The 19,908-nt window shown below is 68.9% G+C and carries 19 protein-coding genes; 6 read left to right on the plus strand and 13 right to left on the minus strand.

Translation table 11 applies throughout. The features are described from left to right. Nucleotides 1-7 precede the first annotated feature (7 nt). Complete coding sequence (locus AC1MEY_RS25980; RefSeq protein ID WP_480228215.1) at nt 8-1,363, minus strand: sulfatase family protein; 1,356 nt, start codon at nt 1,361-1,363, stop codon at nt 8-10. Between the two features lie 39 nt (nt 1,364-1,402). Between AC1MEY_RS25980 and AC1MEY_RS25985 the strand changes: the two genes are divergently transcribed. After that, a complete protein-coding gene (locus tag AC1MEY_RS25985; protein WP_480228216.1) occupies nt 1,403-1,789 on the plus strand; it encodes a YchJ family protein in 387 nt (128 codons plus the stop codon). An 18-nt stretch (nt 1,790-1,807) separates the two neighbouring features. Here the strand turns inward: AC1MEY_RS25985 and AC1MEY_RS25990 are convergent, their stop codons facing one another. Together AC1MEY_RS25990 and AC1MEY_RS25995 are read right to left on the minus strand one after the other, a co-directional pair. Further along, nucleotides 1,808-2,290 carry a hypothetical protein gene (locus AC1MEY_RS25990; RefSeq protein WP_480228217.1) on the minus strand — a complete coding sequence of 161 codons (483 nt, stop codon included), beginning with the start codon at nt 2,288-2,290 and terminating at the stop codon, nt 1,808-1,810. Between the two features lie 42 nt (nt 2,291-2,332). After that, nucleotides 2,333-3,988 (minus strand): purine-cytosine permease family protein, encoded by a 1,656-nt coding sequence (locus AC1MEY_RS25995; RefSeq protein ID WP_480228218.1) that lies wholly within the window; start codon nt 3,986-3,988, stop codon nt 2,333-2,335. A gap of 103 nt (nt 3,989-4,091) precedes the next feature. Here AC1MEY_RS25995 and AC1MEY_RS26000 point away from each other — a divergent pair, with 103 nt between their 5' ends. Next, nucleotides 4,092-4,751 (plus strand): phosphatase PAP2 family protein, encoded by a 660-nt coding sequence (locus AC1MEY_RS26000; protein WP_480228219.1) that lies wholly within the window; start codon nt 4,092-4,094, stop codon nt 4,749-4,751. Here the strand turns inward: AC1MEY_RS26000 and AC1MEY_RS26005 are convergent. Beyond that, a complete protein-coding gene (locus AC1MEY_RS26005; RefSeq protein ID WP_480228220.1) occupies nt 4,705-6,189 on the minus strand; it encodes a diacylglycerol kinase family protein in 1,485 nt (494 codons plus the stop codon). The genes AC1MEY_RS26000 and AC1MEY_RS26005 overlap by 47 nt on opposite strands. A 90-nt stretch (nt 6,190-6,279) precedes the next feature. Between AC1MEY_RS26005 and AC1MEY_RS26010 the strand changes: the two genes are divergently transcribed. Beyond that, nucleotides 6,280-6,945 (plus strand): L,D-transpeptidase family protein, encoded by a 666-nt coding sequence (locus AC1MEY_RS26010; RefSeq protein WP_480228221.1) that lies wholly within the window; start codon nt 6,280-6,282, stop codon nt 6,943-6,945. A gap of 98 nt (nt 6,946-7,043) precedes the next feature. On the opposite strand, the gene AC1MEY_RS26015 is transcribed toward AC1MEY_RS26010, so the two are convergent. Then, nucleotides 7,044-7,508, minus strand: coding sequence for a nuclear transport factor 2 family protein (locus tag AC1MEY_RS26015; protein ID WP_480228222.1), 465 nt, complete (start codon nt 7,506-7,508; stop codon nt 7,044-7,046). A gap of 196 nt (nt 7,509-7,704) precedes the next feature. On the opposite strand from AC1MEY_RS26015, the gene AC1MEY_RS26020 reads away from it, so the two are divergent. Genes AC1MEY_RS26020 through AC1MEY_RS26030 form a run of 3 tightly spaced genes read left to right on the plus strand, consistent with a single transcriptional unit; the run spans nt 7,705 to nt 10,234 of the window. Next, on the plus strand, nt 7,705-9,498 hold the full coding sequence (locus AC1MEY_RS26020) for an Hsp70 family protein (protein ID WP_480228223.1): 1,794 nt from the start codon (nt 7,705-7,707) through the stop codon (nt 9,496-9,498). 57 nt (nt 9,499-9,555) lie between these two features. Beyond that, nucleotides 9,556-9,837, plus strand: coding sequence for a hypothetical protein (locus AC1MEY_RS26025; RefSeq protein WP_480228224.1), 282 nt, complete (start codon nt 9,556-9,558; stop codon nt 9,835-9,837). A gap of 1 nt (nt 9,838) precedes the next feature. Continuing rightward, nucleotides 9,839-10,234, plus strand: coding sequence for a hypothetical protein (locus tag AC1MEY_RS26030; RefSeq protein ID WP_480228225.1), 396 nt, complete (start codon nt 9,839-9,841; stop codon nt 10,232-10,234). A gap of 4 nt (nt 10,235-10,238) precedes the next feature. Here AC1MEY_RS26030 and AC1MEY_RS26035 read toward each other — a convergent pair whose 3' ends face one another. The 8 genes from AC1MEY_RS26035 to AC1MEY_RS26070 form a co-directional block, all read right to left on the minus strand. After that, nucleotides 10,239-11,246 carry an ABC transporter ATP-binding protein gene (locus AC1MEY_RS26035; RefSeq protein WP_480228226.1) on the minus strand — a complete coding sequence of 336 codons (1,008 nt, stop codon included), beginning with the start codon at nt 11,244-11,246 and terminating at the stop codon, nt 10,239-10,241. Beyond that, entirely contained in the window at nt 11,243-12,247 is a 1,005-nt protein-coding gene (locus tag AC1MEY_RS26040; RefSeq protein WP_480228227.1) for an ABC transporter ATP-binding protein, read from the minus strand. The genes AC1MEY_RS26035 and AC1MEY_RS26040 overlap by 4 nt, the downstream gene beginning before the upstream one ends. Continuing rightward, nucleotides 12,244-13,206, minus strand: a complete 963-nt coding sequence (locus tag AC1MEY_RS26045) for an ABC transporter permease (RefSeq protein WP_480228228.1) — start codon at nt 13,204-13,206, stop codon at nt 12,244-12,246. The genes AC1MEY_RS26040 and AC1MEY_RS26045 overlap by 4 nt, the downstream gene beginning before the upstream one ends. A gap of 4 nt (nt 13,207-13,210) precedes the next feature. After that, the gene (locus tag AC1MEY_RS26050) at nt 13,211-14,248 is read right to left on the minus strand and encodes an ABC transporter permease (protein WP_480228229.1); all 1,038 of its coding nucleotides are present in this window, start codon (nt 14,246-14,248) and stop codon (nt 13,211-13,213) included. Next, nucleotides 14,248-15,903, minus strand: a complete 1,656-nt coding sequence (locus tag AC1MEY_RS26055; protein ID WP_480228230.1) for an ABC transporter substrate-binding protein — start codon at nt 15,901-15,903, stop codon at nt 14,248-14,250. Before AC1MEY_RS26055 ends, AC1MEY_RS26050 begins: the two co-directional genes overlap by 1 nt. Nucleotides 15,904-16,045: 142 nt before the next feature. Then, nucleotides 16,046-17,113: a DNA cytosine methyltransferase gene (locus AC1MEY_RS26060; protein ID WP_480228231.1), complete on the minus strand. Its 1,068-nt coding sequence runs from the start codon at nt 17,111-17,113 to the stop codon at nt 16,046-16,048. 58 nt (nt 17,114-17,171) lie between these two features. Next, nucleotides 17,172-17,930: a type II restriction endonuclease gene (locus AC1MEY_RS26065; RefSeq protein ID WP_480228232.1), complete on the minus strand. Its 759-nt coding sequence runs from the start codon at nt 17,928-17,930 to the stop codon at nt 17,172-17,174. Nucleotides 17,931-17,955: 25 nt separating this feature from the next. Then, the gene (locus AC1MEY_RS26070; protein ID WP_480228233.1) at nt 17,956-19,668 is read right to left on the minus strand and encodes a diguanylate cyclase; all 1,713 of its coding nucleotides are present in this window, start codon (nt 19,666-19,668) and stop codon (nt 17,956-17,958) included. Nucleotides 19,669-19,908 lie beyond the last annotated feature (240 nt).

A 19,908-nucleotide genomic window follows, 5' to 3' on the forward strand; every position in this document is an offset into this window, starting at 1 on the left:
AGCGCAACTATTGGCCGGCCTCGTCGTGCACGCCGCGACCGGATGCGAGCGCCGACCGACTGGGCAGCGGCCGGCCTTTGATGCTCAGATACGTGCTGGTGTAGCGCTCGGAGATGCGGGTGCCCGCGAAGTCGGACGGGATGACGTCGTTGGTCTTGGTGCGCCAGTCGTCGAGCAGCAGGGCGAGTTCGGCGGCGACGGCCTCGTGCTCGCGGGTGGGCTCGCCGTCGAGCAGGTTGACGGTCTCGGTCGGGTCCGCGCGCAGGTCGTACAGTTCGCGCGGCGGCCGCGGCCCCCGGGTCTGCGGCCCGACGATCTGCCCGGGCGCACTGTCGGCGATGTCCCACGGCAGGTCGAGCACCGGACGCGGCGCGTAGTTCTCGATGTAGCTGAACTCCTTGGTCCGGATGGCGCGGATCGGGTCGAACGAGTCGTGATAGGTCTTCGTCGTGTAGACCTCGGTGCGCGGCGACGCCTGTCCGGGCTCGCGCAGCGCGTCCGCGTGCGACAGGCCCTGTACTTCGTCGGGGACGTCGACGCCCAGCAGGTCGAGCAGGGTGGGCACGAGGTCGACGCCACTGAACAACTCGTCGTACACCGTCGGGGTGGCAGGGGATCGCTTCGGTGGTCGGACGATGAACGCGATGCCCGTGCCCGCGTCGTAGAGCGTCGACTTGGCCCGCGGCAGCGCGGGCCCGTGGTCGGTCATGAAGACCACCCAGGTGTCCTGGTCGAGCCCGGTCTCCTCGAGCGTGTCGAGGAGCCGGCCGACGGCCGCGTCGGCGACGGTGATCGATCCGTAGAAGTCGGCGAGGTCTTGGCGCACGTCGTCGGTGTCGGGAAGGTAGTCGGGCACCGCGACGGTGGCGCGGTCCGCGGGCTCGTACCGATCCCGGGGGTAGGGCCGGTGGGTCTCGAAGAAGCCGGTGACGAGGAAGAAGGGCTCGCGGGGCGCATCGAGGAGCCACTCGGTGGCGTGCTCGACGACATACTCGCAGTAGGAGTTCGACACGTCGTGCTGGTCGTAGCCGAGCTTGGCCGGGTACGACGTCTCGTGCTGCATCCCGAACAACACCGTCTGCCAACCGGATTCGGACAGCAGCTGGGGCAGCGTGCGGACGCCGGCGCGGTACTCCCAGCCGTGGTGCGCCAGGCCGACCAGCCCGTTGCTCTGTGGATAGCGCCCGGTGAACAGCGAACCGCGCGACGGCGAGCACAGTGGGGCGGTGGCGTGGGCGCGGGTGAAGAGGATGCCCTCGGCGGCCAGCTGGTCCATGCGAGGGCTGGCCACGTCGACGTGACCGTAGGCGCCGAGGTGGCGGCCGAGGTCGTGCCAGTGCACCAGCAGCACGTTGTCAGTCATCGCTAGCAACATATCCCCGATCGGGCCATCATGTCCCTCGTGCCCACTCCCGGTGACTGTCCCTGCGGCAGCGGTCGACGCTACGACGCGTGCTGCGAACCACTGCACGACGGCACCCGCGCCGCGTCCACCGCCGAGGAACTGATGCGCTCGCGGTACTCGGCCTACGCGCGCGGACGGGCGGACTACCTCTTCCGCACCTGGCATCCGCGCACCCGGCCCGCCGACGTGTCGCTCGGCGACGACATCTCGTGGCTGGGGTTGGACGTCGACGACGTGGTGGCCGGCGGGGCGGACGACGAGCGCGGCGAGGTCGAGTTCACCGCCCACTACCGGGACGACGACGGCGTCGCGGCGATGCACGAGAGGAGCCGCTTCGAGCGGCGGGCGGGACGCTGGTGCTACGTCGACGGTGACGTCGACTGAATCAGGGGCGTGACTGACCTAGCCGCGTGGCACGCCGCACAGTGAGTAGACGAACTTCGGCGGTACGTCGACGGTGAAGGTGCGCTGCGGCACCTGCGCCAGCACCTCGTCGGACAGGTCCGACTTGTAGTGCAGCGACACCGATCCCGCGAACCCGGGGTCGACCACGGAGAGATCCGGGACGTCGAGCGTCAGGCCGCTCCGGTCCAGCGTCGCGTCGACCATGGATCCCGGCTCGTCGAGCCACTGGTGGTCGACCGTCCGGCCCGCCTTCTTCGGCACGGTCGACAGCGTGCCGAGCACGCGCCGGTTGGTCAGCGCGAGTGCGCCCACGAAGCTGCGGACGTTGCCCTTGGCGGTCTTGCCGGGCACCTTGCCGGAGAACCGGAAGGTGACCGGGACGAACTCCTCGAGGTGCAGGACGCCCTCCGCCTCCACCTCCGCCCGCATGTCGTCGGGCAGGTTGCCGATGCTGAGCATGCGGCGCAGAAAGACGGCCATGATCGAACGATATCGATCATGGCCGTCCTGCTGCGGTCGGTTCTACGTTTGTGCGGGCAGCACGTTCTCGCCGGTCTTGTCGGTCGACAGGCACAGCGAGCAGATGTAGCCCTCATCGCTCGCCGACTTCAGCATGTCGGGCCGCTCGTACTCGTGGTGGCAGACGTGGCAGCGCAGGTGCGCGTCGGACGGGTTGCCGAACTCGTCGAGCATCGGCAGGTCGATGCCGTCGTCAGTGCGGCGCAGGTAGTACTTGCCCTTGGTCGCCACCGCGATGATCGGCGGCAAGAGCAGCCCGAGGACGATGGCGACCAGCGGCGAGTACGGCCGGATGGCCTCCCCGAGCCCGCCGAAGAACGCGAGGATCGAGACGCCGGCCGCTGCCAGCATCGACACGAACCCGACCGGGTTGAAGTCGTAGAGCATGCCGCGGCGGAACTCCGGCTGCATCGGCGACAGCTTCAGCAGGTACTTGTTGAAGACGATGTCGGAGGCCACCACCACGACCCAGGCGATGCCGCAGTTGGCGTAGAAGCCCAGGATCGTGTTGAGGAAGTCGAACATGTTGGCTTCCATCAGGACCAGGGCGATCAGCAGGTTGAAGCCCAGGAACACCAGGCGGCCGGGGTAGGTCTTGGTGATGCGGGTGAACGAGTTGGTCCACGCCAGCGAGCCCGAGTAGGCGTTCGTCACGTTGATCTTGACCTGGCTGATGACCACCAGGATCACGGCGAGCGTCATGGCCAGCCACGGGGGCAGGAAGTTCTGGTAGATCTCCAGGAACTGGTGCACCGGCTGATTGGCGATGCCCGCGCCGTCGGCGACGTTGGCGATCAGGTACACGGCGAGGAACAGGCCGACGATCTGCTTGATGGCGCCGAAGATGACCCAGCCCGGGCCGGCGAGGAACAGCCACGTCCACCAGCTGCGGCTGTTCTCCGGGGTGCGGGGCGGCATGAAGCGCAGGTAGTCGTTCTGCTCGGCGATCTGAGCGATCAGCGACAGGCAGACGCCCGCGGCCAGCAGCGTCGAGCCAAGATCGAAGCCCTGCACGCCGTTCTCACCCTGGTAGGCGAAGAACGAGCTGACCGACTCCGGATGGCTCACGACGAGGTAGACGAACGGCGCGACCATGAGGATCAGCCACAGCGGGGTGGTCCACACCTGCAGTGTCGACAGCACCTTCATGCCGTAGATCACCAGCGGGAAGATCACGAACGTCGATGCGGCATAACCGATCCACAGTGGGATGCCGAGGCCGAGCTCGAGTCCCTGGGCCATGATCGAGCCCTCGAGGGCGAAGAAGATGAACGTGAACGTCGCGAAGATGACGTTGGTGACCACCGAGCCGTAGTAGCCGAAGCCGCTGCCGCGGGTGACCAGATCGAGGTCGATGTTGTAGCGCGCCGAGTAGTAGGCGACCGGGAAGCCGGTCAGCATCACCACCACGGCGAAGATGAGAATGCCCCACAGCGCGTTGGTGGTGCCGTAGGCGATGCCGATGTTGGCGCCGATCGCGAAGTCGGCGAGGTAGGCGATGCCACCCAGTGCCGAGATTCCGACCACCCGCGTCGACCACTTCCGGTAGCTGCGCGGGGCGAACCGCAGCGTGTAGTCCTCCAAGGTCTCCTTGGTGGCCGTCATGGTGTCGCGTTCGATGTCGTCCCCCGGTGCGGCGTCCTGCGCCTCCTGCGTCATGGATCGCAAGGTAGAACCGAGGTGTTTCGAATGTGTGACGGTCGTGTTCCCGGCACTTCTCAAAGTGCGTGCCCCCGACATTTCCCGTGGTACCTCTGGACTGATGAGCAAGCGCGCGTACGTCCTGGTGGGTCTCGCGGTGCTCGCGCTGTGTCTCTACGCCGCGATGTGGGTGGGCTGGACGACGCCGTGGCGGTGGCTGGCCGACGTCGACACGTCCACCCTCGCCGCGGCCTACCGCGTCGGGGAGGGCGACCGCGCCTGGGTGACGTTCTGGGACGCGGTGTGCACCGTGTTCTCGCCCCTGGTGCTGCGCGTGGTCGCCGTCGGCGTGATCGTGTACGCCTACGTGAAGCGTCGGCCCGGGGTGGGGACGTTCCTGCTGCTGTGCGCCGTGCTGTCCGGTCCGCTCACCGAACTGGCCAAGTGGCTGGCCGACCGTCCCCGGCCCGACACGGCGATGGTCCACGCGTCGTCGACGTCGTTCCCCTCGGGGCACGCGCTCGGCGTGATGGCCTGCGTGCTGGCGCTGGGCGTGGTGGCGTGGCCGCTGGTCCGGCCGGCCCTGCGACCGCTCCTCGTCGCCGCGGGCGTCCTGGTGATCGTCGCCGTGGGCGTCGGCAGGGTCGCTCTGAACGTGCACCACGCCTCCGACGTGGTCGCCGGGTGGGCGCTCGGCTACGCGTGGTTCGTGCTGTGCCTGCCGGTGCTCGGACTCAGGACTGCGGCCGGAACACCGGCAGCGCCCGGTACCGAACGCTGAAGGTCGCCTCGTCGAGCGTCATCTCGACCTCGCCGTCGTGCGCCACGGGGGTGGGTCCGTCGACGGCCTTGAAGCTGAACTCCGGCACCCGCATCTCGTGATAGAGCGGGCTGCGCACCAGGCGGCCCAGCGCCAGCGCGGTCAGGACGCGCGTCCGTGCCAGCGGGCGCCCCGTCTCCAGGATGCGGACGTCGATCAGCCCGTCGTCCATCCGGCTGCGGTGCGACGGCGCGAATCCCGACGGGAGGTACACCGAGTTGCCGACGAAGAACAGCGAGGTGTCGAGGACCTTGTTGTCGTATTCGATCCGCACCGGCGCGTTGTGGCGCAGCGTGTGGAACAGCGCGTACGCCCCGGCCAGCGTCTTGCCGATCTTGTGCTCGAGCTTCTCCCGGGTGCGGACGAACGCGGGGTAGTCGCCGATGCTCGCGGTGTTGATGATCGTGCCGGTGTCGTTGAGCCGCACCACGTCCACGCAGGACACGCGTCCCTCGCGGATGGCCTGCGCGGTCCGCTCGACGGTGTCGCAGCCGATGTCCTTGGCGAAGTGGTTGAAGGTGCCGCCGGGGAAGACGGCCAGCGGCTTGCCCACGTCGAGGGCCACCCCGGCCGCACACGACACCGTGCCGTCGCCGCCGCCGACCGCCAGCACGTCGGCCCGCTCGGCGGCGTCGCGCATGACGGCCTCGACGTCGTCCTCGGCGGTCAGTTCGACGATCTCGGTGCGCGGCAACATCTCCCGCACCTCGTCGATGACGCGCGCGCCGGTTCCGCTGCCCGACGCCGGGTTGATCACCAGGATCACGCCCTCGCCGTCGGGACGCTCGGCGGTCTTGACGAGCAGGGGATCGGCGGTGGGCAGGCGGGTCTCGACGATCGGCGGCACGATGCGGCTGCCCACCACCGCGATGGCGGCGCCGAGGCCGAACCCGGCCAGCACGTCGCCGGGGTAGTGCGCGCCGGTGGCCACGCGTGAGATGCCGACCATGCCGGCCAGCAGCGACAGGCCCAGGCCCACCGATGGGCTCTCCAGGCCGACGCCGATGGCGAACGCCGCCGCGCTGGCGGAGTGGCCGGACGGGAGCGAGTTCGACGTGGGCATCCGCAGCGAGCGGCGGATGATCGGAACGGTGGTGACGTTGGGCCGCTGCCGCCGCCAGGCCCGCTTGGCGACCTGGTTGGTGACGAGGCTCGTCACGCCGAGCGTGGCGACGCCGCGCAGCGCCCCGCGGCGCATGCGCTTCGTGCCGACGACGCCGAGCCCGGCCGCGATCGCGAACCACAGCTTCGAGTGGTCGGCCGCCGCCGTCAGCTTCGGCATCACGGCGTCCAGCAGCGGGCTGGGGGACTCCGCGATGGCCTCGAAGATCTCCCGGTCCAGCGTGCCGAGGCCCTTGCCGATCTGTTGGATGCCGCGCCGCCGCCGCCGAATGTCCATCCCACCAACCTAGCCGTCGCTCCACGGTTGCAGGATCGTGTCCGAACCTTGTCTTGACCTCCGGGTGCGGGGCTGCGAACGATGGAGGGCGTGCGCCGTCTGCTGACCGTCCTGTGCGTCGCGGCGCTGACCCTCGTCGGCGGGTGGGCGGGAGCACCGGTCGCGACCGCCGAGTTGACGCCGTGGTTCGCCGGCCAGGTCGGCACGGCCGCCCAGGTGATTTCGGTTGTCGGCGTGGGAAAGACGGACGCCAAGATGGACGTCTACGAGCGCACGGCCGCCGGCTGGCGGGCCGTCAGCGCGGGCATCCCGGCGAAGATCGGCTCCAAGGGCATGTCGGCCGACCACTACGACGGCTCGATGATGACGCCGATGGGCGTCTACACCCTCGACTTCGCCTTTGGCACGCAACCGAATCCGGGCGGCGGCCTGACGTACGTCCAGGTGACCCCGAACCACTGGTGGGACGGCGACATGAAGAGCCCCACCTACAACACGATGCAGGTGTGCGAGAAGGCGCAGTGCCCGTTCAGCACCTCGCTGAGCGACGGCACCGAGAACCTGGACATCCCGCAGTACGCGCACGCGATCGTGATGGGGGTGAACAAGGCGCGGGTTCCCGGCAAGGGCGGCGCGTTCTTCGTGCACACCACCGACGGCGGCGCCACCGCGGGTTGCGTGGCGGTAGACGACGCGACCATGGTCGGTCTCATCAAGTGGCTGCGCCCCGGCGCGCTGATCGCCGTCTCCAAGTAGCCATCCCCCTTTTTCCCGCGAGCAGTCGCGAACTCCCCTGTATGCACGCGAAACAGGGGAGTTGACTGGAGCCACGCAGTGGACTGCTCGCGGGAGACCTAGAGGAGGGCGTTGATGGCGCGGCCGGCCTTGACCTTGAAGTCCAGCGACTTCGTCGACAGTGAGGCGTCGTAGGTGCGGTCGTAGCCGGTGGCACTGATCTTCCACCCGTCGGCGGTCCGGCGGTAGCGGTCGCGATAGAAGCCCGCGCCGATCAGCATGAAGTCGAACGCCGGCACGATCACCTTGTCCTGCAGGTACCAGATGCCGGTGGCCTCGTCGCCGTCGACGTCGATCTCGGGATGCGTCACCCGGTGCTCGGTGATCACCTCGGCGGGCATCGAGCGGACCATGAACTCGACGAGCGAGGCGCGGTCGGTGAAGTGGTGTTCCTCGCCGAGGGACTCGCCGTAGTCGCCGACGACGTCCTCGGTGAGCGTGTCCGCGAAGTCGTCCCAGTGCTTGGTGTCGAGCGCGCGCAGGTACCGGTACTTCACGTGCTGGATCTCGTCGATGTCACCCATGTCGCCATGGAAACACACCGGTGGGGTCGCGCACCGGAAGTCGCGCGAAAGTATTGACGGCCCGGCCGGGTTCCCGGCATTCGCACTGGTGACGGCGACGGCCGAGGTGCGAGGCGGTCACGTTACGGACACAGTCGGTCAAAGGCCAAACGTACGAACGTTGTTCGCGGTGTCGTGTGGTTATGGTGGGTCCGTTATGAGCGACCCGCTGGGGTTGTCGATCGGGACCACCAACATGGTCATGGCTCGCGTCGGCAGTGCACCCGTCATCCGCAGATCGGTGCTGACCGTGTCGGGTCAGACGCTGGGCGGATTCGTGGAGCGCGCGGGCGAATCGGTGCCCCTGGTCGCGGCGGACGGATCGCGGCACTCGGCGGACGACCTCATCGCCCAGGCGCTCGACGAGCTGATCGGCGACGACGCGGGCCAGATCGCGATCGCGGTGCCGGCGCACTGGGGTGCCGCGACGTTGCGCTCCCTGCGGTCGGCGATGCGGGCCCTGCCCAACCTGTCGCCCAACGGCGTGCCCGCCCGGCTGGTGTCCGACGCGGTCGCCGCCCTGACCGCGCTGCACGCCGGCCACGCGCTGCCCACCGAGGGCGTCATCGCGCTGGTGGACCTCGGCGGCGGTGGAACCACGCTGACGCTCGCGGACGCCGGATCGTCGTTCGAGCCCATCGAGACCGTGCGCGTCGCGGCGTTCTCCGGCGATCACGTCGACGAGGCGCTGATGGCTCACGTCCTCGACGCGATCACCGACGCCGAGGGGACGGACCCCTCCGGCACGGCGGCGGTGGGATCGCTGTCCGCACTGCACGACGAGTGCCGACGGGCGAAGGAACGGCTGTCTGCGGAGACGTCGACCGACATCGCCGTCGACCTGCCCGGGCACGGCTCGGCGATGTCGATCACGCGCGCCGAACTCGACGCACTCATGTCGGAGTCCGTCGGGACGATGCTCGCCGAACTCGACGACCTGTTGCAGCGCAACGAGATCGAGTGGGACGACCTCGCGTCTGTGGTGACGGTCGGCGGTGGCGCGGTGATCCCCCTGGTCGCGGATCGTCTCGCGGACCGCCGGGCGCAGTCGGTGACCACGCAGCAGCCCGCCGAGGACGCCGCGGTGGGTGCCGCCGTGTACGCCGCCTTTGCGACCGACTCCGCCGCGCAGACCGGGGTGGCGCAGGCCGCGTTCACCACCGAGGCGATCGACGAGGCGGCGCCGGGCTCGGCCACCTTCCGCGCGCTCGCCTGGTCGCAGGACGACGACGCCTCCGGCGAACCCCTGCCCTACGCCGGGGGCAACCCGTACGCCGGTGCGAATCCGTACTCGCTCGACACGGGCACCACCCGCGCGGTGTCGCAGTACGTCCCCCGCGCCGATCCCTACGACGACCGGCCACGTGCGTGGCAACGGTTGCCGCAGTTGGTGTTCGGCGTCGCCGCGGTGATCGCCCTGGTCGCCGTCGGTGGCGTCGCCATCGCCCTGACCAGCGCGACCGAGGCCACCCAGCCGGCACCCAGCACCGCTCCGGTGACCGCCACGTCGGCGCTCCCCCCTCCGACGTCCGCGGTGCCGCCTCCCGCCGCCCCTCCCGCCGCCGAGGTGCCGCCGCCCGTGCCGGAGGCGCCCCCGCCCAGCGTCGTCACCGTGATCAGCGAGGCACCTCCTCCGCCGCCACCACCTCCGGAGACCGTCACCGTCGAGCCCCCGCCGACCACGACGACCGCCACGACCACCACGACGACGGCGCCCACCACGACGCCGACCACCACCGAGACCACGCCACCCCCGACGACCACCACGACGTCGCCGACGCCGACCATGACGACGAGCTACATCACGGTGCCGTTCGTGCCGATCCCCATCCCGGTCCAGGTGCCGTCCACCCCGGCGCCGATCTACCAGCAGCCCCCGCCGGTGTATCAGCAGCCGCCGATCTACCAGCAACCGCCGGTGTACCAACAGCCGCCGCAGTTCGGCTACTAGCAACGTCACAGCGGGGATCCAGCGTCCCGGGCAGGACGCGCGTCACCATCGGTGAGCATGGAAGACAACGACACCCGCCCAGACCGCACATTCGCCCGACTGCTGGCAGTATCCGGTGGGTGCGCGCTCGTCGCACTCGCCGTCCTCGGAATCCACGAGAGCACGACCACGACGGACTCGTCCCACGTGCTGGCGGGGTCCGGCGACGCCCCCACCAACACCGTCTACGTGCAACCGGTGGTGGGCGCGGCCAAGATGGGCGAGACCGCCACCTGGACCACGCCCGCACCCACCCCGGAGGTCGAGAAGGCCGTGCCTCCGCTCAAGGGCGGGAGTTGACGTGGCCCGCCCCGCGTGGGCGCTGACGTGCGCGGTGACCGCCGCTGCCGCGGCGCTGACCCTGGGATCGGGCGTCGCGCAGGCGTCCGCCCCGTCTGTCACGGGCAAGAAGTACAGCGAGGCCACCGCGGCCATCAGCGGTGCCGGCATGCAGGCCGTCGTCGCGACGACCGTGGGCGATCAGAAGGCCTGGCCCGACTGCCTGGTGTCGAACGAACGGGAGCGCACCGAACCGCCACCGGAGAACAGTGCGGGGGCGGCGGTCAAGCAGGTGCTGGTGTCGTTGAACTGCGACGCCGGCGCCGCGAACTCCAAGGCACCCGGCTACTCCGCCGCGAGTCCCGAGGCGAAGACCATCAAGGCCGCGGCCAAGGCCGCCGCCAAGGCCGCGGGCTGAGCCGTCACACCGCGCCAGCGCCCATCAGCGGATGATGGCACGCGGCAACGTGATTCGGCATTATTTCGCGTAGCGCCGGGTCGTCGACCCGGCAGTCATCGGCGGCCCGGGGACAGCGGGTGTGGAAGTGACACCCGGCCGGCGGGTCGATGGGGCTCGGCGGGTCGCCCTCGAGGACCAGCCGCTCGCGGGCGGCGTTGATCCGCGGGTCCGGCACCGGCACCGCCGACAGCAGTGCGTGCGAGTACGGGTGCAGCGGATGCTCGTAGAGCGCCTGCGCGCCGGTCATCTCGACGATCCGGCCCAGGTACATCACCGCGACGCGGTCCGAGACGTGACGGACCACGCCCAGGTCGTGCGCGACGAAGAGGTACGCGAGCCCGAACTCCTGCTGCAGGTCCTTGAGCAGGTTGATGATCTGTGCCTGCACCGAGACGTCGAGCGCCGAGACCGGCTCGTCGGCGATGATCAGCTTGGGCTTGAGCGCGAGCGCGCGGGCGATCCCGATGCGCTGCCGCTGGCCGCCGGAGAACTCGTGCGGGTAGCGCTCGGCGTGCTCGGCCTGCAACCCGACCCGGTCGAGCAGGTCCCGGACGCGTCCGGCGACGTCCCGGCCCGACGCGATGCCGTGCAGTTCCATGGGCTCGCCGATGATCTGCCCGACCCGCTTGCGGGGGTTCAGCGACGCGTAGGGGTCCTGGAAGATCATCTGCATCTGGCGCCGCAGGGGGCGCATGGCGCGGCGCGACCGCCCGACCAGCTCCTCGCCCTCGAAGCGGACCGAACCGGACGTCGGCGTGGTCAGCTGCAGGATCGTGCGGCTCAACGTCGACTTGCCACAACCCGATTCGCCGACGAGGCCCAGCGTCTCGCCCGCGCCGATGGTCAGGTTCACGCCGTCGACCGCCTTCACCCGGCCCACCTCGCGGTCGACGATGACGCCCGACTTGATGGGGAAGTGCTTGACCAGATCGGTCACCTCGAGCAGCGGGGCGGTCACCGGCGTGCTCACGACGTCACCGCCGGTGCCCGCAGGCCGATGCGGCCGTCGACGTCGCGCAGGCGGCGCTTGTCCTCCGGTGACAGCCAGCACCGGTCACCGTCCAACGGTGGCGGTTCCGAGCACTTCTCGAACTCGTGCGGACACCTCGCCGCGAACCGGCACCCCGTCGGCGGGGACAGCAGGGACGGCGGCTGACCGGCGATCTGTGCCAGCCGCGTCGGACGGTCGTCGTCGAGACGCGCGATCGACCCGAGCAGACCCCAGGTGTACGGGTGCCGGGGATCGTAGAAGGCGTCCTCCAGGGTGGCGTCCTCGACGATCTGCCCGGCGTACATCACGGCCACCCGGTCGGCGATCTCGGCGACGACGCCGAGGTCGTGGGTGATGAGCACGACGGCCAGCCCGCGTTCCCGGTTCAACTGGTCGAGCAGGCGCAGGATCTGGGCCTGCACGGTGACGTCGAGCGCCGTGGTCGGCTCGTCGGCGATCAGCACGTCGGGGTCCAGGGCGAGCGCCATCGCGATCATCACGCGCTGGCGCATCCCGCCGGAGAACTCGTGCGGGTAGTGCCGCACGCGCCGTTCGGGATTGGGGATGCCGACGGACGTCAGCAGCTCGACGGCGCGCTCGCGGGCCTCGCGCTTCGACACGTCGCGGTGCGCCCGGATCATCTCCACGATCTGATCGCCCACCCGGTAGACGGGGTTGAGCGACGTCATCGGGTCCTGGAAGATCATCGCGATCCGCTCGCCGCGCACCTGGCGCAGGTCGCGATCGTCGAGGTCGGTGAGGTCGCGGCCGTCGAATCTGACCGCGCCGGTGATGGTGGCGTTCGGCGCGCGCGTCAGGCCCAGCACGGTCTGCGCCGTCACGCTCTTGCCGGAGCCGGATTCGCCGACGATGGCCAGGATCTCGCCCGCGGCGAGGCTGAACGAGACGCCGTCGACGGCCTGGACGACGCCGCCGTCCGTGGCGAAGGAGACGCGAAGGTCCTCCACTTCCAGAATCATGCGGGTGCCGCCTCTCCGAGCCGGATGCGTGGGTCGAGGAACGCGTAGAGGATGTCGACGACCGTATTGAAGAACACGATGAAGAACGCGCCGAACATGGTCACGCCCATCAGGGGTGGCAGGTCGAGGCTGCCGATGGCACGGCCGGCGTACAGGCCGACGCCGTTGATGTTGAACACCGTCTCGGTCAGGATCGCACCGCCGCCCACCACGGCGCCGAAGTCGAGGCCGAACAGCGTGACGATCGGGATCATGGAGTTGCGCAACACGTGCCGGATGCGCACCTGCCGCTCGCTGACGCCCTTGGCGCGCGCGGTGCGGACGTAGTCCTCGTTCATCACGTCCAGCATGTTGGATCGCAGCACCCGGCTGTAGAAGCCGACGTAGAGCACCGCCAGCGTCAGCCACGGCAGGATCAGGTGCGACGCCCACTGCAGCGGGTCGGTGGTCAGCGGGACGTAGCTGCTGGTCGGAAAGATCTGCAGCTTGAACGTGAAGAAGTAGAGCAGGATCGCGGCCAGCCAGAACACCGGCATCGAGATGCCCACCAGCGACAGGATGGTCAGTGCACGGTCGGTGAAGCGGCCGGCGTGGATGGCGCTCAGGTAGCCGAACACCACGGCCAGCACCATCCACAGCACCGCAGCGCCGACGGTCAGCGAGAGGGTGGCGGGCAGGCCGCGCCAGATCTGCTCGGTGACGTTCTGCGAACTCGCGTACGACGTCAACTGACCGGTGAAGATCTTCTGCATCAGCGTCGCGTACTGCACCGGCAGCGGTTGGTCGAGACCGAGATCGGCGCTGACGCGGGCGATCAGTTCGGGGTTGGCGTTCTTGCCCGCGATCCGGATCGCGGGGTTCGAGTTCGGGATCACGTTGAAGATCAGGAACACGATCACCGAGATGGCGAACAGCACGGCGATCATCCCGGTCAATCGCCGGGCGATGAAGCGGAACATCGGGCTAGTGCTCCAGTCGGATCTTGGCGCGCGGATCGAGCGCGTCGCGGAGGCCGTCGCCGAACACGTTGAGCGACAACACCGTCAGCACGATCATGAGGCCGGGGACGATGGTCAGGTGCGGCGCGGTGTAGATGGTCTGATAACCGTCGGCGATCATGGTGCCCCACGACGCGCCCGGCGGCCGGACTCCCGCACCCAGGAACGACAGCGCCGACTCGAGCAGCATGTCGTTCGCGATGTTCAGGGTGAAGAACACGATGATCGTCGAGACCACGTTGGGCAGCAGCTCGGTGATCATGATCCGCAGCGGGCCCTTGCCCTGCGCCACGGCGGCCTCCACGAACTCCTTCTCCCGCAGCGCGAGGATCTCGCCGCGGATGGGCCTGGCCATGTACGGGACGTACACCATGCCGATGATCAGGATCGGGATCCACACCGAGTCGCCGGCGATGGAGATGAACCCGACGTCGAACCCGCCCACCGCCAGCGCCGTGCCCAGGGCGATCCCGAGCAGCAGTACCGGGAAGGCCCACACGACGTCCATCACCCGCGACAGGATCGCGTCGATCCAGCCGCGGTAGTACCCGCACAGCAGGCCGACGACCACGGCCATGACGGTGGTGATCGCCGCCGCCACGACGCCGATGAACAGCGACGTGCGGCCGCCGTACAGCAGCCGGACCATCACGTCGCGGCCGTTCTGGTCGGCGCCCAGCAGGTACTGCCCGCGCAGGCCGGGGCCGATCGGCGTGCCGTCGGGCGACACGATGTCGACCTGCTGGCCGTCCACCTCGATGGTGTCGGTGATGTGGTTGGCATCGGGCGTGGTGTGGGCCACGTGGTCCGCCCACAGCGGGGCGGCGAGGCATATCAGCACGATGGCGACGAACAGCACGCCGAATGCGAGCGCGACCTTGTTGCGGCGCAACCGAAGTCCCGCGAGGTACCAGGGGCTACGCCCCTCGATCTCGGCAGGCGGAATCCCCGCGGGAAGTGGCGGCTCGTCGGGAACCTCCACGTCCGTGAACGGCGCCGCCATTACTTGATGGCGAACGAAGAGTAGTCCTGGTTGAACAGGGGATGGTTGTAGGCCCTATCGAAGTCCATCCGTTCGGAGACGAACGTCGCGAACTGCTCGTTCCCGTAGGGCGCCCATGCCGCGCGCTCCATGTACGCCTTGTCGAGCGCAGCGTACTGCTCCTCGACGCCCGGATCCTCGAGTTGCTTGCGCAGCAGCTCGTTCATCTTGGCGTCGAGATCCGGGTAGCTGGCGCGAGAGTAGTTGTTGCCGTTGGTCGGCAGGATGCTGGCACCGTTGAGCAGCGGGCGGAAGAAGTCGTCCGGATGCGGGAAGTCCTGATACCAGTTGCCGAATCCGGTGTCGAGGTCGGGCGTCGACTGGTTGCCGATCGTGGTGAAGTACACGTCGCCGGCGATGACCTTGAGGGTGGCGTTGAAGCCCAGCTGGGTCAGCAGGTTCTGGTAGTACTCGCCGATCCGCTTGCGGTCGGGCTCGTCATTGGTCCAGACGGTGATGTCCTTGTCGGCCGGATTGGCCTCGGCGAGCAGTGCTTTGGCCTTGTTCAGGTCGGGGCCGGGGTACAGCTTGAACTCTTCGTAGCCCGGCATTCCCGGCGGCAGGATCTGTTGGGTCGGGTGCAGCCGACCGCCGAACACGCGGTTGAGCGCCTCGGGATCGACGGCGTAGTTGATCGCCTGGCGCACCCGCAGGTCGTTGAACGGGGCGGTCTGGTTGTTCATCCAGAAGTAGTACGTGTTGATCGAGTTCTCGAGCCGGAACCGCTGGCCGAACCGCGACTTGACCTCGGCGAGCCGGTCGGCGCCCGGCGGGTCGACCATGAAGTCGATCGCGTTCTGCTCGACGCCGGTCACCTGGGCGGTGTTGCTCTTGTTCTGGGTGATGGTGATCTTGTCGACGTTCGCATCGGCGACTTCCGTTGCGCCGGCGTCCTTCACGGTCGAGAAGTTGGGGTTGCGCTCCATCGTCATGGTCTGCGGCGCCTGCACGCTGCTGATCATGAAGGGCCCGCTGGACGGTGGCGGACTGTTGGTCGCGTCCTTGTCGATCGGCGTCGACGGCGGCACCGGCGCGGCGAACATGAGTGCCAGCACGTTCTCGAACGTGCCGTTGGCCTCCGTCAGCGTGATGGTGATGTCGCCGGTCGCGTCGTCGGTGACGATGCCGCTGATCGTGTCCGCGGTGCCGCCGGCGTATTCCTTGGCGCCGACGATGGTCTCGTAGAACACCGACCCACCGGAGTTGGCCTTGAACAGGCGCTGGATGGCGTAGGTGAAGTCAGACGCCTTGATCGGCGAGCCGTCGGAGTACTTCATGTTCGACCGCAGCTTCAGCTTGTAGGTCTTGCCGTCCGGCGACACCTCGGGCATGGCCTCGGCGAGGCCGGCCACGACCTGGGTGCCCTCTTCGCCCTTCGCGTGCTTGTAGGTGAGCAGCGGCGTGTAGACGTTGTACAGCGTCTCCCACCCCTCGACGGTGTACGACAGCTGCGGGTCGACGTAGTCCGGGAACGACGTCATGGTCACCTGGATGTCGCCGCCGGAGCCGGAGCCGGAGGCCGAGCCGCCGCCGCCGGAGTCACCGCCGCAGGCCGCTACCGCCAAGGTCAGAACGGTGGCGCAGGATGCGGCCGCGACCTTTCCGAGCATCTTCATCGAGTCTCCTTCGATCGACCGGGGGCAGTCCGGTCGGTGAAATCAAGCTGTACGCCAGTCGACGTGTCCGCAGAGCATCTTTACCGAAATCCGGCGCAGGGCAACTCGAACATTCCGGAACAACGGCGTGTTCGCAGGAAAATCAGGCGCGCAGCGAACGTTTGACCGAAACGAAGATTTGACGTGCGAGTAGGGGAGGGACCGAATTCCCCAGCTGTGCCTGTACGCTCGCGCGGCTGCCGACGAGTTCGAAGTCATCGGGGAAGGTGAACAGCCGCTTCACCTCGGCGGTACGCAGTCGTCGGTTGGCCCAGTGGAAGGGGCCGACGTTGGGACCGGGCTGCGCCTGGATGGTGGGCGAGGGCTTGGCTGGGTCGAGCTTCAGCAAAAAGGACCAGTACCGGCTGCGCCACTCGAAACGGGGCGCGGGATGCCCCCGCTCGGCGGTGTAGTGCAGGTAGTTCCCGCCGGGTGGGATGTCGGCGAGCAGCGGGGCGTACTGCCCGCGCAGCACCTCCTCGGGCTCCGGGTCGCACACCAGGCCCTCGAGTGCCTCGCCGGCCGTGACGAACGGGCGCTCCCGATTGCCCGTTGACCGTCGCTCCCAGCTGCCCCCGTGGGTCGGCACCGGCAGTTCGGGAGTCGGCCTGCCCTTGGGCGCTCCCACGATGAACAGCCGCGGACGCGCCTGCGGCACACCGAAGTTGGCGGCGTGCAGAACGCCCATGTGATAGGCGTAGCCGGCCTCGTCGATCTCGCGCAGCAGCCGTTGCAGCGCGGGGCGGCTGGCGCGGTTGTCGTAGGTCAGCGCGTAGACGTTCTCCAGCACGAAGGCGCGCGGTCGTGCCTCGCGCAGCACCCGGGTGTACTCCTGCAGCAGCGTGGCGTCCGGATCGAGGCCGGAGCGCTTCCACTCCAGCCAGAACCCGCTCTTGGAGAACGGCGTGCAGGGCGGACCGCCGAGCAGGAGGTCCGGGCGCTGCCCGCGGCGCAAGCCGGCGGCGCGCAGGATCTCGGCGGTACTGGTCTCGAGGATGTCCTTCTGGATGACCGGCGAGGCGAGCCTGGGGAAGTTCTTCTCCATGGTGAGCGCCGCGTCGCGGTTGCGCTCCACGGCGGCTCGGACGTCGAATCCGGCAGCCTCCGCGCCGTGGTCGAGACCGCCGGCGCCCGAGAACAACGAGATCGCCGTTCCCTTGCTGCTCGCCATGGTTCAAGAGCATCCCACGAAGCACCGACGAATCGCGGCTGCGCGGCCCCGCGCGGGCCTATCTGTCGAGTTCCTTGGCCAGGAGCAGTTCGACCGCCCGCGCGGTCTTGAACGGGAACCGGCGCCAGAAGGCGTAGAACTCCGACTCGGTGTCGAACTCGCCCCTGCCGGCGCGCAGATCGGCGATCTTGTCGACCGCGCCGATGTACTCGCGGGTGGTCGACGAGCGGTGTCTGCTGGCGATCTTCCAGGGCTGCTGCACGATCAGTTCGAGGTCGGCGACGCGCCCGGGGGTCGTCTCGTCGAGGGTGTAGATGCCGAGCACGTCGAGATGCGACGCGTACTCGGCGAAGGGGCGCATCACGCCGGGAAACGAGATCTTCGGATGCCGGAAGTAGGTGTTGCCGGTGTAGAGGGTGATGCGGCTCTGCGTGCGGCCGAGCGGGTTCCCCCTCGCGCCCACCGCTCGTCTGGCGACCTTGATGTCGACGGCGTGGAAACCGCCTCCGAACGCGTCACCGCTCAGCTCGACGTCCGGGTAGCCGCGTTCGGTGCCGCGCGCCGAGGCGGCTCCGGCGAGGTCGTCGGCGCGATCCATCAGGAAGCTGACGATGCCCACCTCGAGCACGTTGGCCAGTGCGGCGGGTTCCTTGGGCAGCGGCAGGATGTGCCCGCCGGCCACCAGTTGCGCCTCGAGGTCCTCGGCGTCGTGGGCGATCAGCGGCCAGGTGTGGTCGCCCTTGCCGCGGAAGACGCCGCCGAGCCCCCAGCCGTAGTCGGCGCACTGCTCCCTAAGCCACTCCTCGACCGGAACCACGGGTGGCAGCTTGCCAGAAGCGCGCTCAGTGCCGCGCGAACACGCTGACCTGACGACCGGTGGCCTTGGCCGCGTACATGGCGACGTCCGCGTCGCGGAGCAGCGTCGCCGCGTCCCGCGTGTCGTCGGCGTGGGTGTCGATGACGCCGATGCTGGCGCCCAGCTGAAGGGTGCCGCCGGGGATCTCCAGGGGTTCGGAGAGGACGCGCCGGATCCGGTCGACGAACCTGTCCAGCGCACCGTTCTGCAGGTCGCCGACGAGCAGGGCGACGAACTCGTCGCCCGCGAGTCTGCCGACGATGTCGTTGGTGCGGACGGCTCGGCAGAGTCGGGCGGCGGTTGCCTGCAGGACGAGATCGCCGACGTCGTGGCCGAAGGTGTCGTTGACCGTCTTGAGGTCGTCGAGGTCGATGAAGAGGACCGCGCGCAGCACGCCAGACTCGCGGTGCAGGGCGTCGATGGTCTCGAGGATGTGCGTGCGGTTGGGCAGACCGGTCAGTGCGTCGTGCGCCGCCTGGAAGACCAGGTGTTCGGTGGCTGCGCGCTGCGACGTGACGTCGGTGAACGACACCAGCACGGGGGAGTGCTCGTGCGCATCGGGGTGCAGTAACTGGCAACTGAGCGACAACCACATCCGGCGTCCGTCGGGCCGGTCCATCCCCACGATGCGGCCCATCGTCGGGAGCCCGGTGTCGAACGTCTTGCGCACCGGTCGTTCGGTGGGGCGCAGCAGGACGCCGTCGGCGTCGTAGACGGGCACGTCGCGGAAGCGTTCGCCGTGCTCGGCGCGGATCCGCCCGGAGTCGAGCCCGATGATCTGGCGCGCGGCGGGGTTGACGGTCAGCAGCCATCCGTTCTGGTCGACGACGACGACGCCGACCTGCAGGGTGTTGACCACCGTGCGGAGATTGCGTGCGGCACGGCGCAGGGTCGACTCGTCGGAGCAGACCAGGACGTAGCCGCCGTCATAGGCGGTGGCCGACACCCGGATCGTGCGGGACGACCCGTCCAGGGCGTAGTGGGTGGCGTGCGTGACGCCGTCGCCCGCGGTACTCGCGGCGAGGTCGACGGTCGCGCCGACGGCGACGTCGATCGGCAGCGCGAGCGCCCGGTGCGCGGGTCGGCGGTAGATGCGCTCCGCAGCCCGGTTCCAGCTCGTCACCATCCCCGAGCGGGTGATCGAGATGACGGCGTCGCCGGCATTGTCGACGAGGGCGGCCCGGTGGGCGAGCGCATCGTGGGACGCCCGGTGCTCGCTGAGGTCGCGCAGGATGAGTTGGTAGGCGACGGCGCCGTGCCATTCGGTCATCACCGAGAGCGCCTCGACGTGCAGTTCCGTGCCGTCGACGCGGACCACCGTGGCCCGCAGGCCGGGTGTCGCGTCACCGGGCCTGTGCAGCGTCGCGGTGCGCGCGAGTACCAGCGGAATGGACCGCGCGTGGACGAAGCGGGAGACCGCGTGGCCCAGGAGTTCCGCGCTCGAACGGGCGCCGAGCCAGCGCACTGCCACCGCGTTGAAGTAGACGAAGCGGCCGTCCTGGTGGATGCAGATCGCGTCGGGACTGTGGTCGAGGATTTGCGCGAACGGGGCAGGGGGCGCCGCGACCGGGGGGACGTGCCCGGTGGCCGACGAGCCGTTGGATCCGACGTGGTGAGGTAGCCAATCGAGGGTTGCGTCCATCGCGACGGGACCCGTACCTGGGTCGTCGTCGCCGACGAACCGTTCCCGGTGTCTCATCGTGTGATCCCGAACACCGAACCCGTCATCACCGTTCCCCGACACGCGATGCTGCGCTCCGACCGCCTGGATGGTTTGCTGCGGACATCAGTCGCGGATGCCCGGAAGTTTGCCCAATGTGTGAACCGTTGCGACTGGAATGCACGACATTACCTGATTGAGCTGAGGTCAAGGACACCTCGTCGTGTCCGTGGCTCAGTCGGCTCCTATTAGCGCTCGTGTCGATTCTTCGCTGGTTCT

Source organism: Mycobacterium sp. PTI7 (assembly GCF_056679845.1).

Coding starts and splice junctions, on each gene's coding strand:
- AC1MEY_RS26055 (WP_480228230.1), bottom strand. CDS start 15,903: ATGAAGATGCTCGGAAAGGTCGCGGCCGCATCCTGCGCCACCGTTCTG.
- AC1MEY_RS25990 (WP_480228217.1), bottom strand. CDS start 2,290: ATGGCCGTCTTTCTGCGCCGCATGCTCAGCATCGGCAACCTGCCCGAC.
- AC1MEY_RS26005 (WP_480228220.1), bottom strand. CDS start 6,189: ATGGACATTCGGCGGCGGCGGCGCGGCATCCAACAGATCGGCAAGGGC.
- AC1MEY_RS26025 (WP_480228224.1), top strand. CDS start 9,556: ATGGAAGACAACGACACCCGCCCAGACCGCACATTCGCCCGACTGCTG.
- AC1MEY_RS26050 (WP_480228229.1), bottom strand. CDS start 14,248: ATGGCGGCGCCGTTCACGGACGTGGAGGTTCCCGACGAGCCGCCACTT.
- AC1MEY_RS26040 (WP_480228227.1), bottom strand. CDS start 12,247: ATGATTCTGGAAGTGGAGGACCTTCGCGTCTCCTTCGCCACGGACGGC.
- AC1MEY_RS25980 (WP_480228215.1), bottom strand. CDS start 1,363: ATGACTGACAACGTGCTGCTGGTGCACTGGCACGACCTCGGCCGCCAC.
- AC1MEY_RS26060 (WP_480228231.1), bottom strand. CDS start 17,113: ATGGCGAGCAGCAAGGGAACGGCGATCTCGTTGTTCTCGGGCGCCGGC.
- AC1MEY_RS26070 (WP_480228233.1), bottom strand. CDS start 19,668: ATGAGACACCGGGAACGGTTCGTCGGCGACGACGACCCAGGTACGGGT.
- AC1MEY_RS26000 (WP_480228219.1), top strand. CDS start 4,092: ATGAGCAAGCGCGCGTACGTCCTGGTGGGTCTCGCGGTGCTCGCGCTG.
- AC1MEY_RS26045 (WP_480228228.1), bottom strand. CDS start 13,206: ATGTTCCGCTTCATCGCCCGGCGATTGACCGGGATGATCGCCGTGCTG.
- AC1MEY_RS25995 (WP_480228218.1), bottom strand. CDS start 3,988: ATGACGCAGGAGGCGCAGGACGCCGCACCGGGGGACGACATCGAACGC.
- AC1MEY_RS26015 (WP_480228222.1), bottom strand. CDS start 7,508: ATGGGTGACATCGACGAGATCCAGCACGTGAAGTACCGGTACCTGCGC.
- AC1MEY_RS26020 (WP_480228223.1), top strand. CDS start 7,705: ATGAGCGACCCGCTGGGGTTGTCGATCGGGACCACCAACATGGTCATG.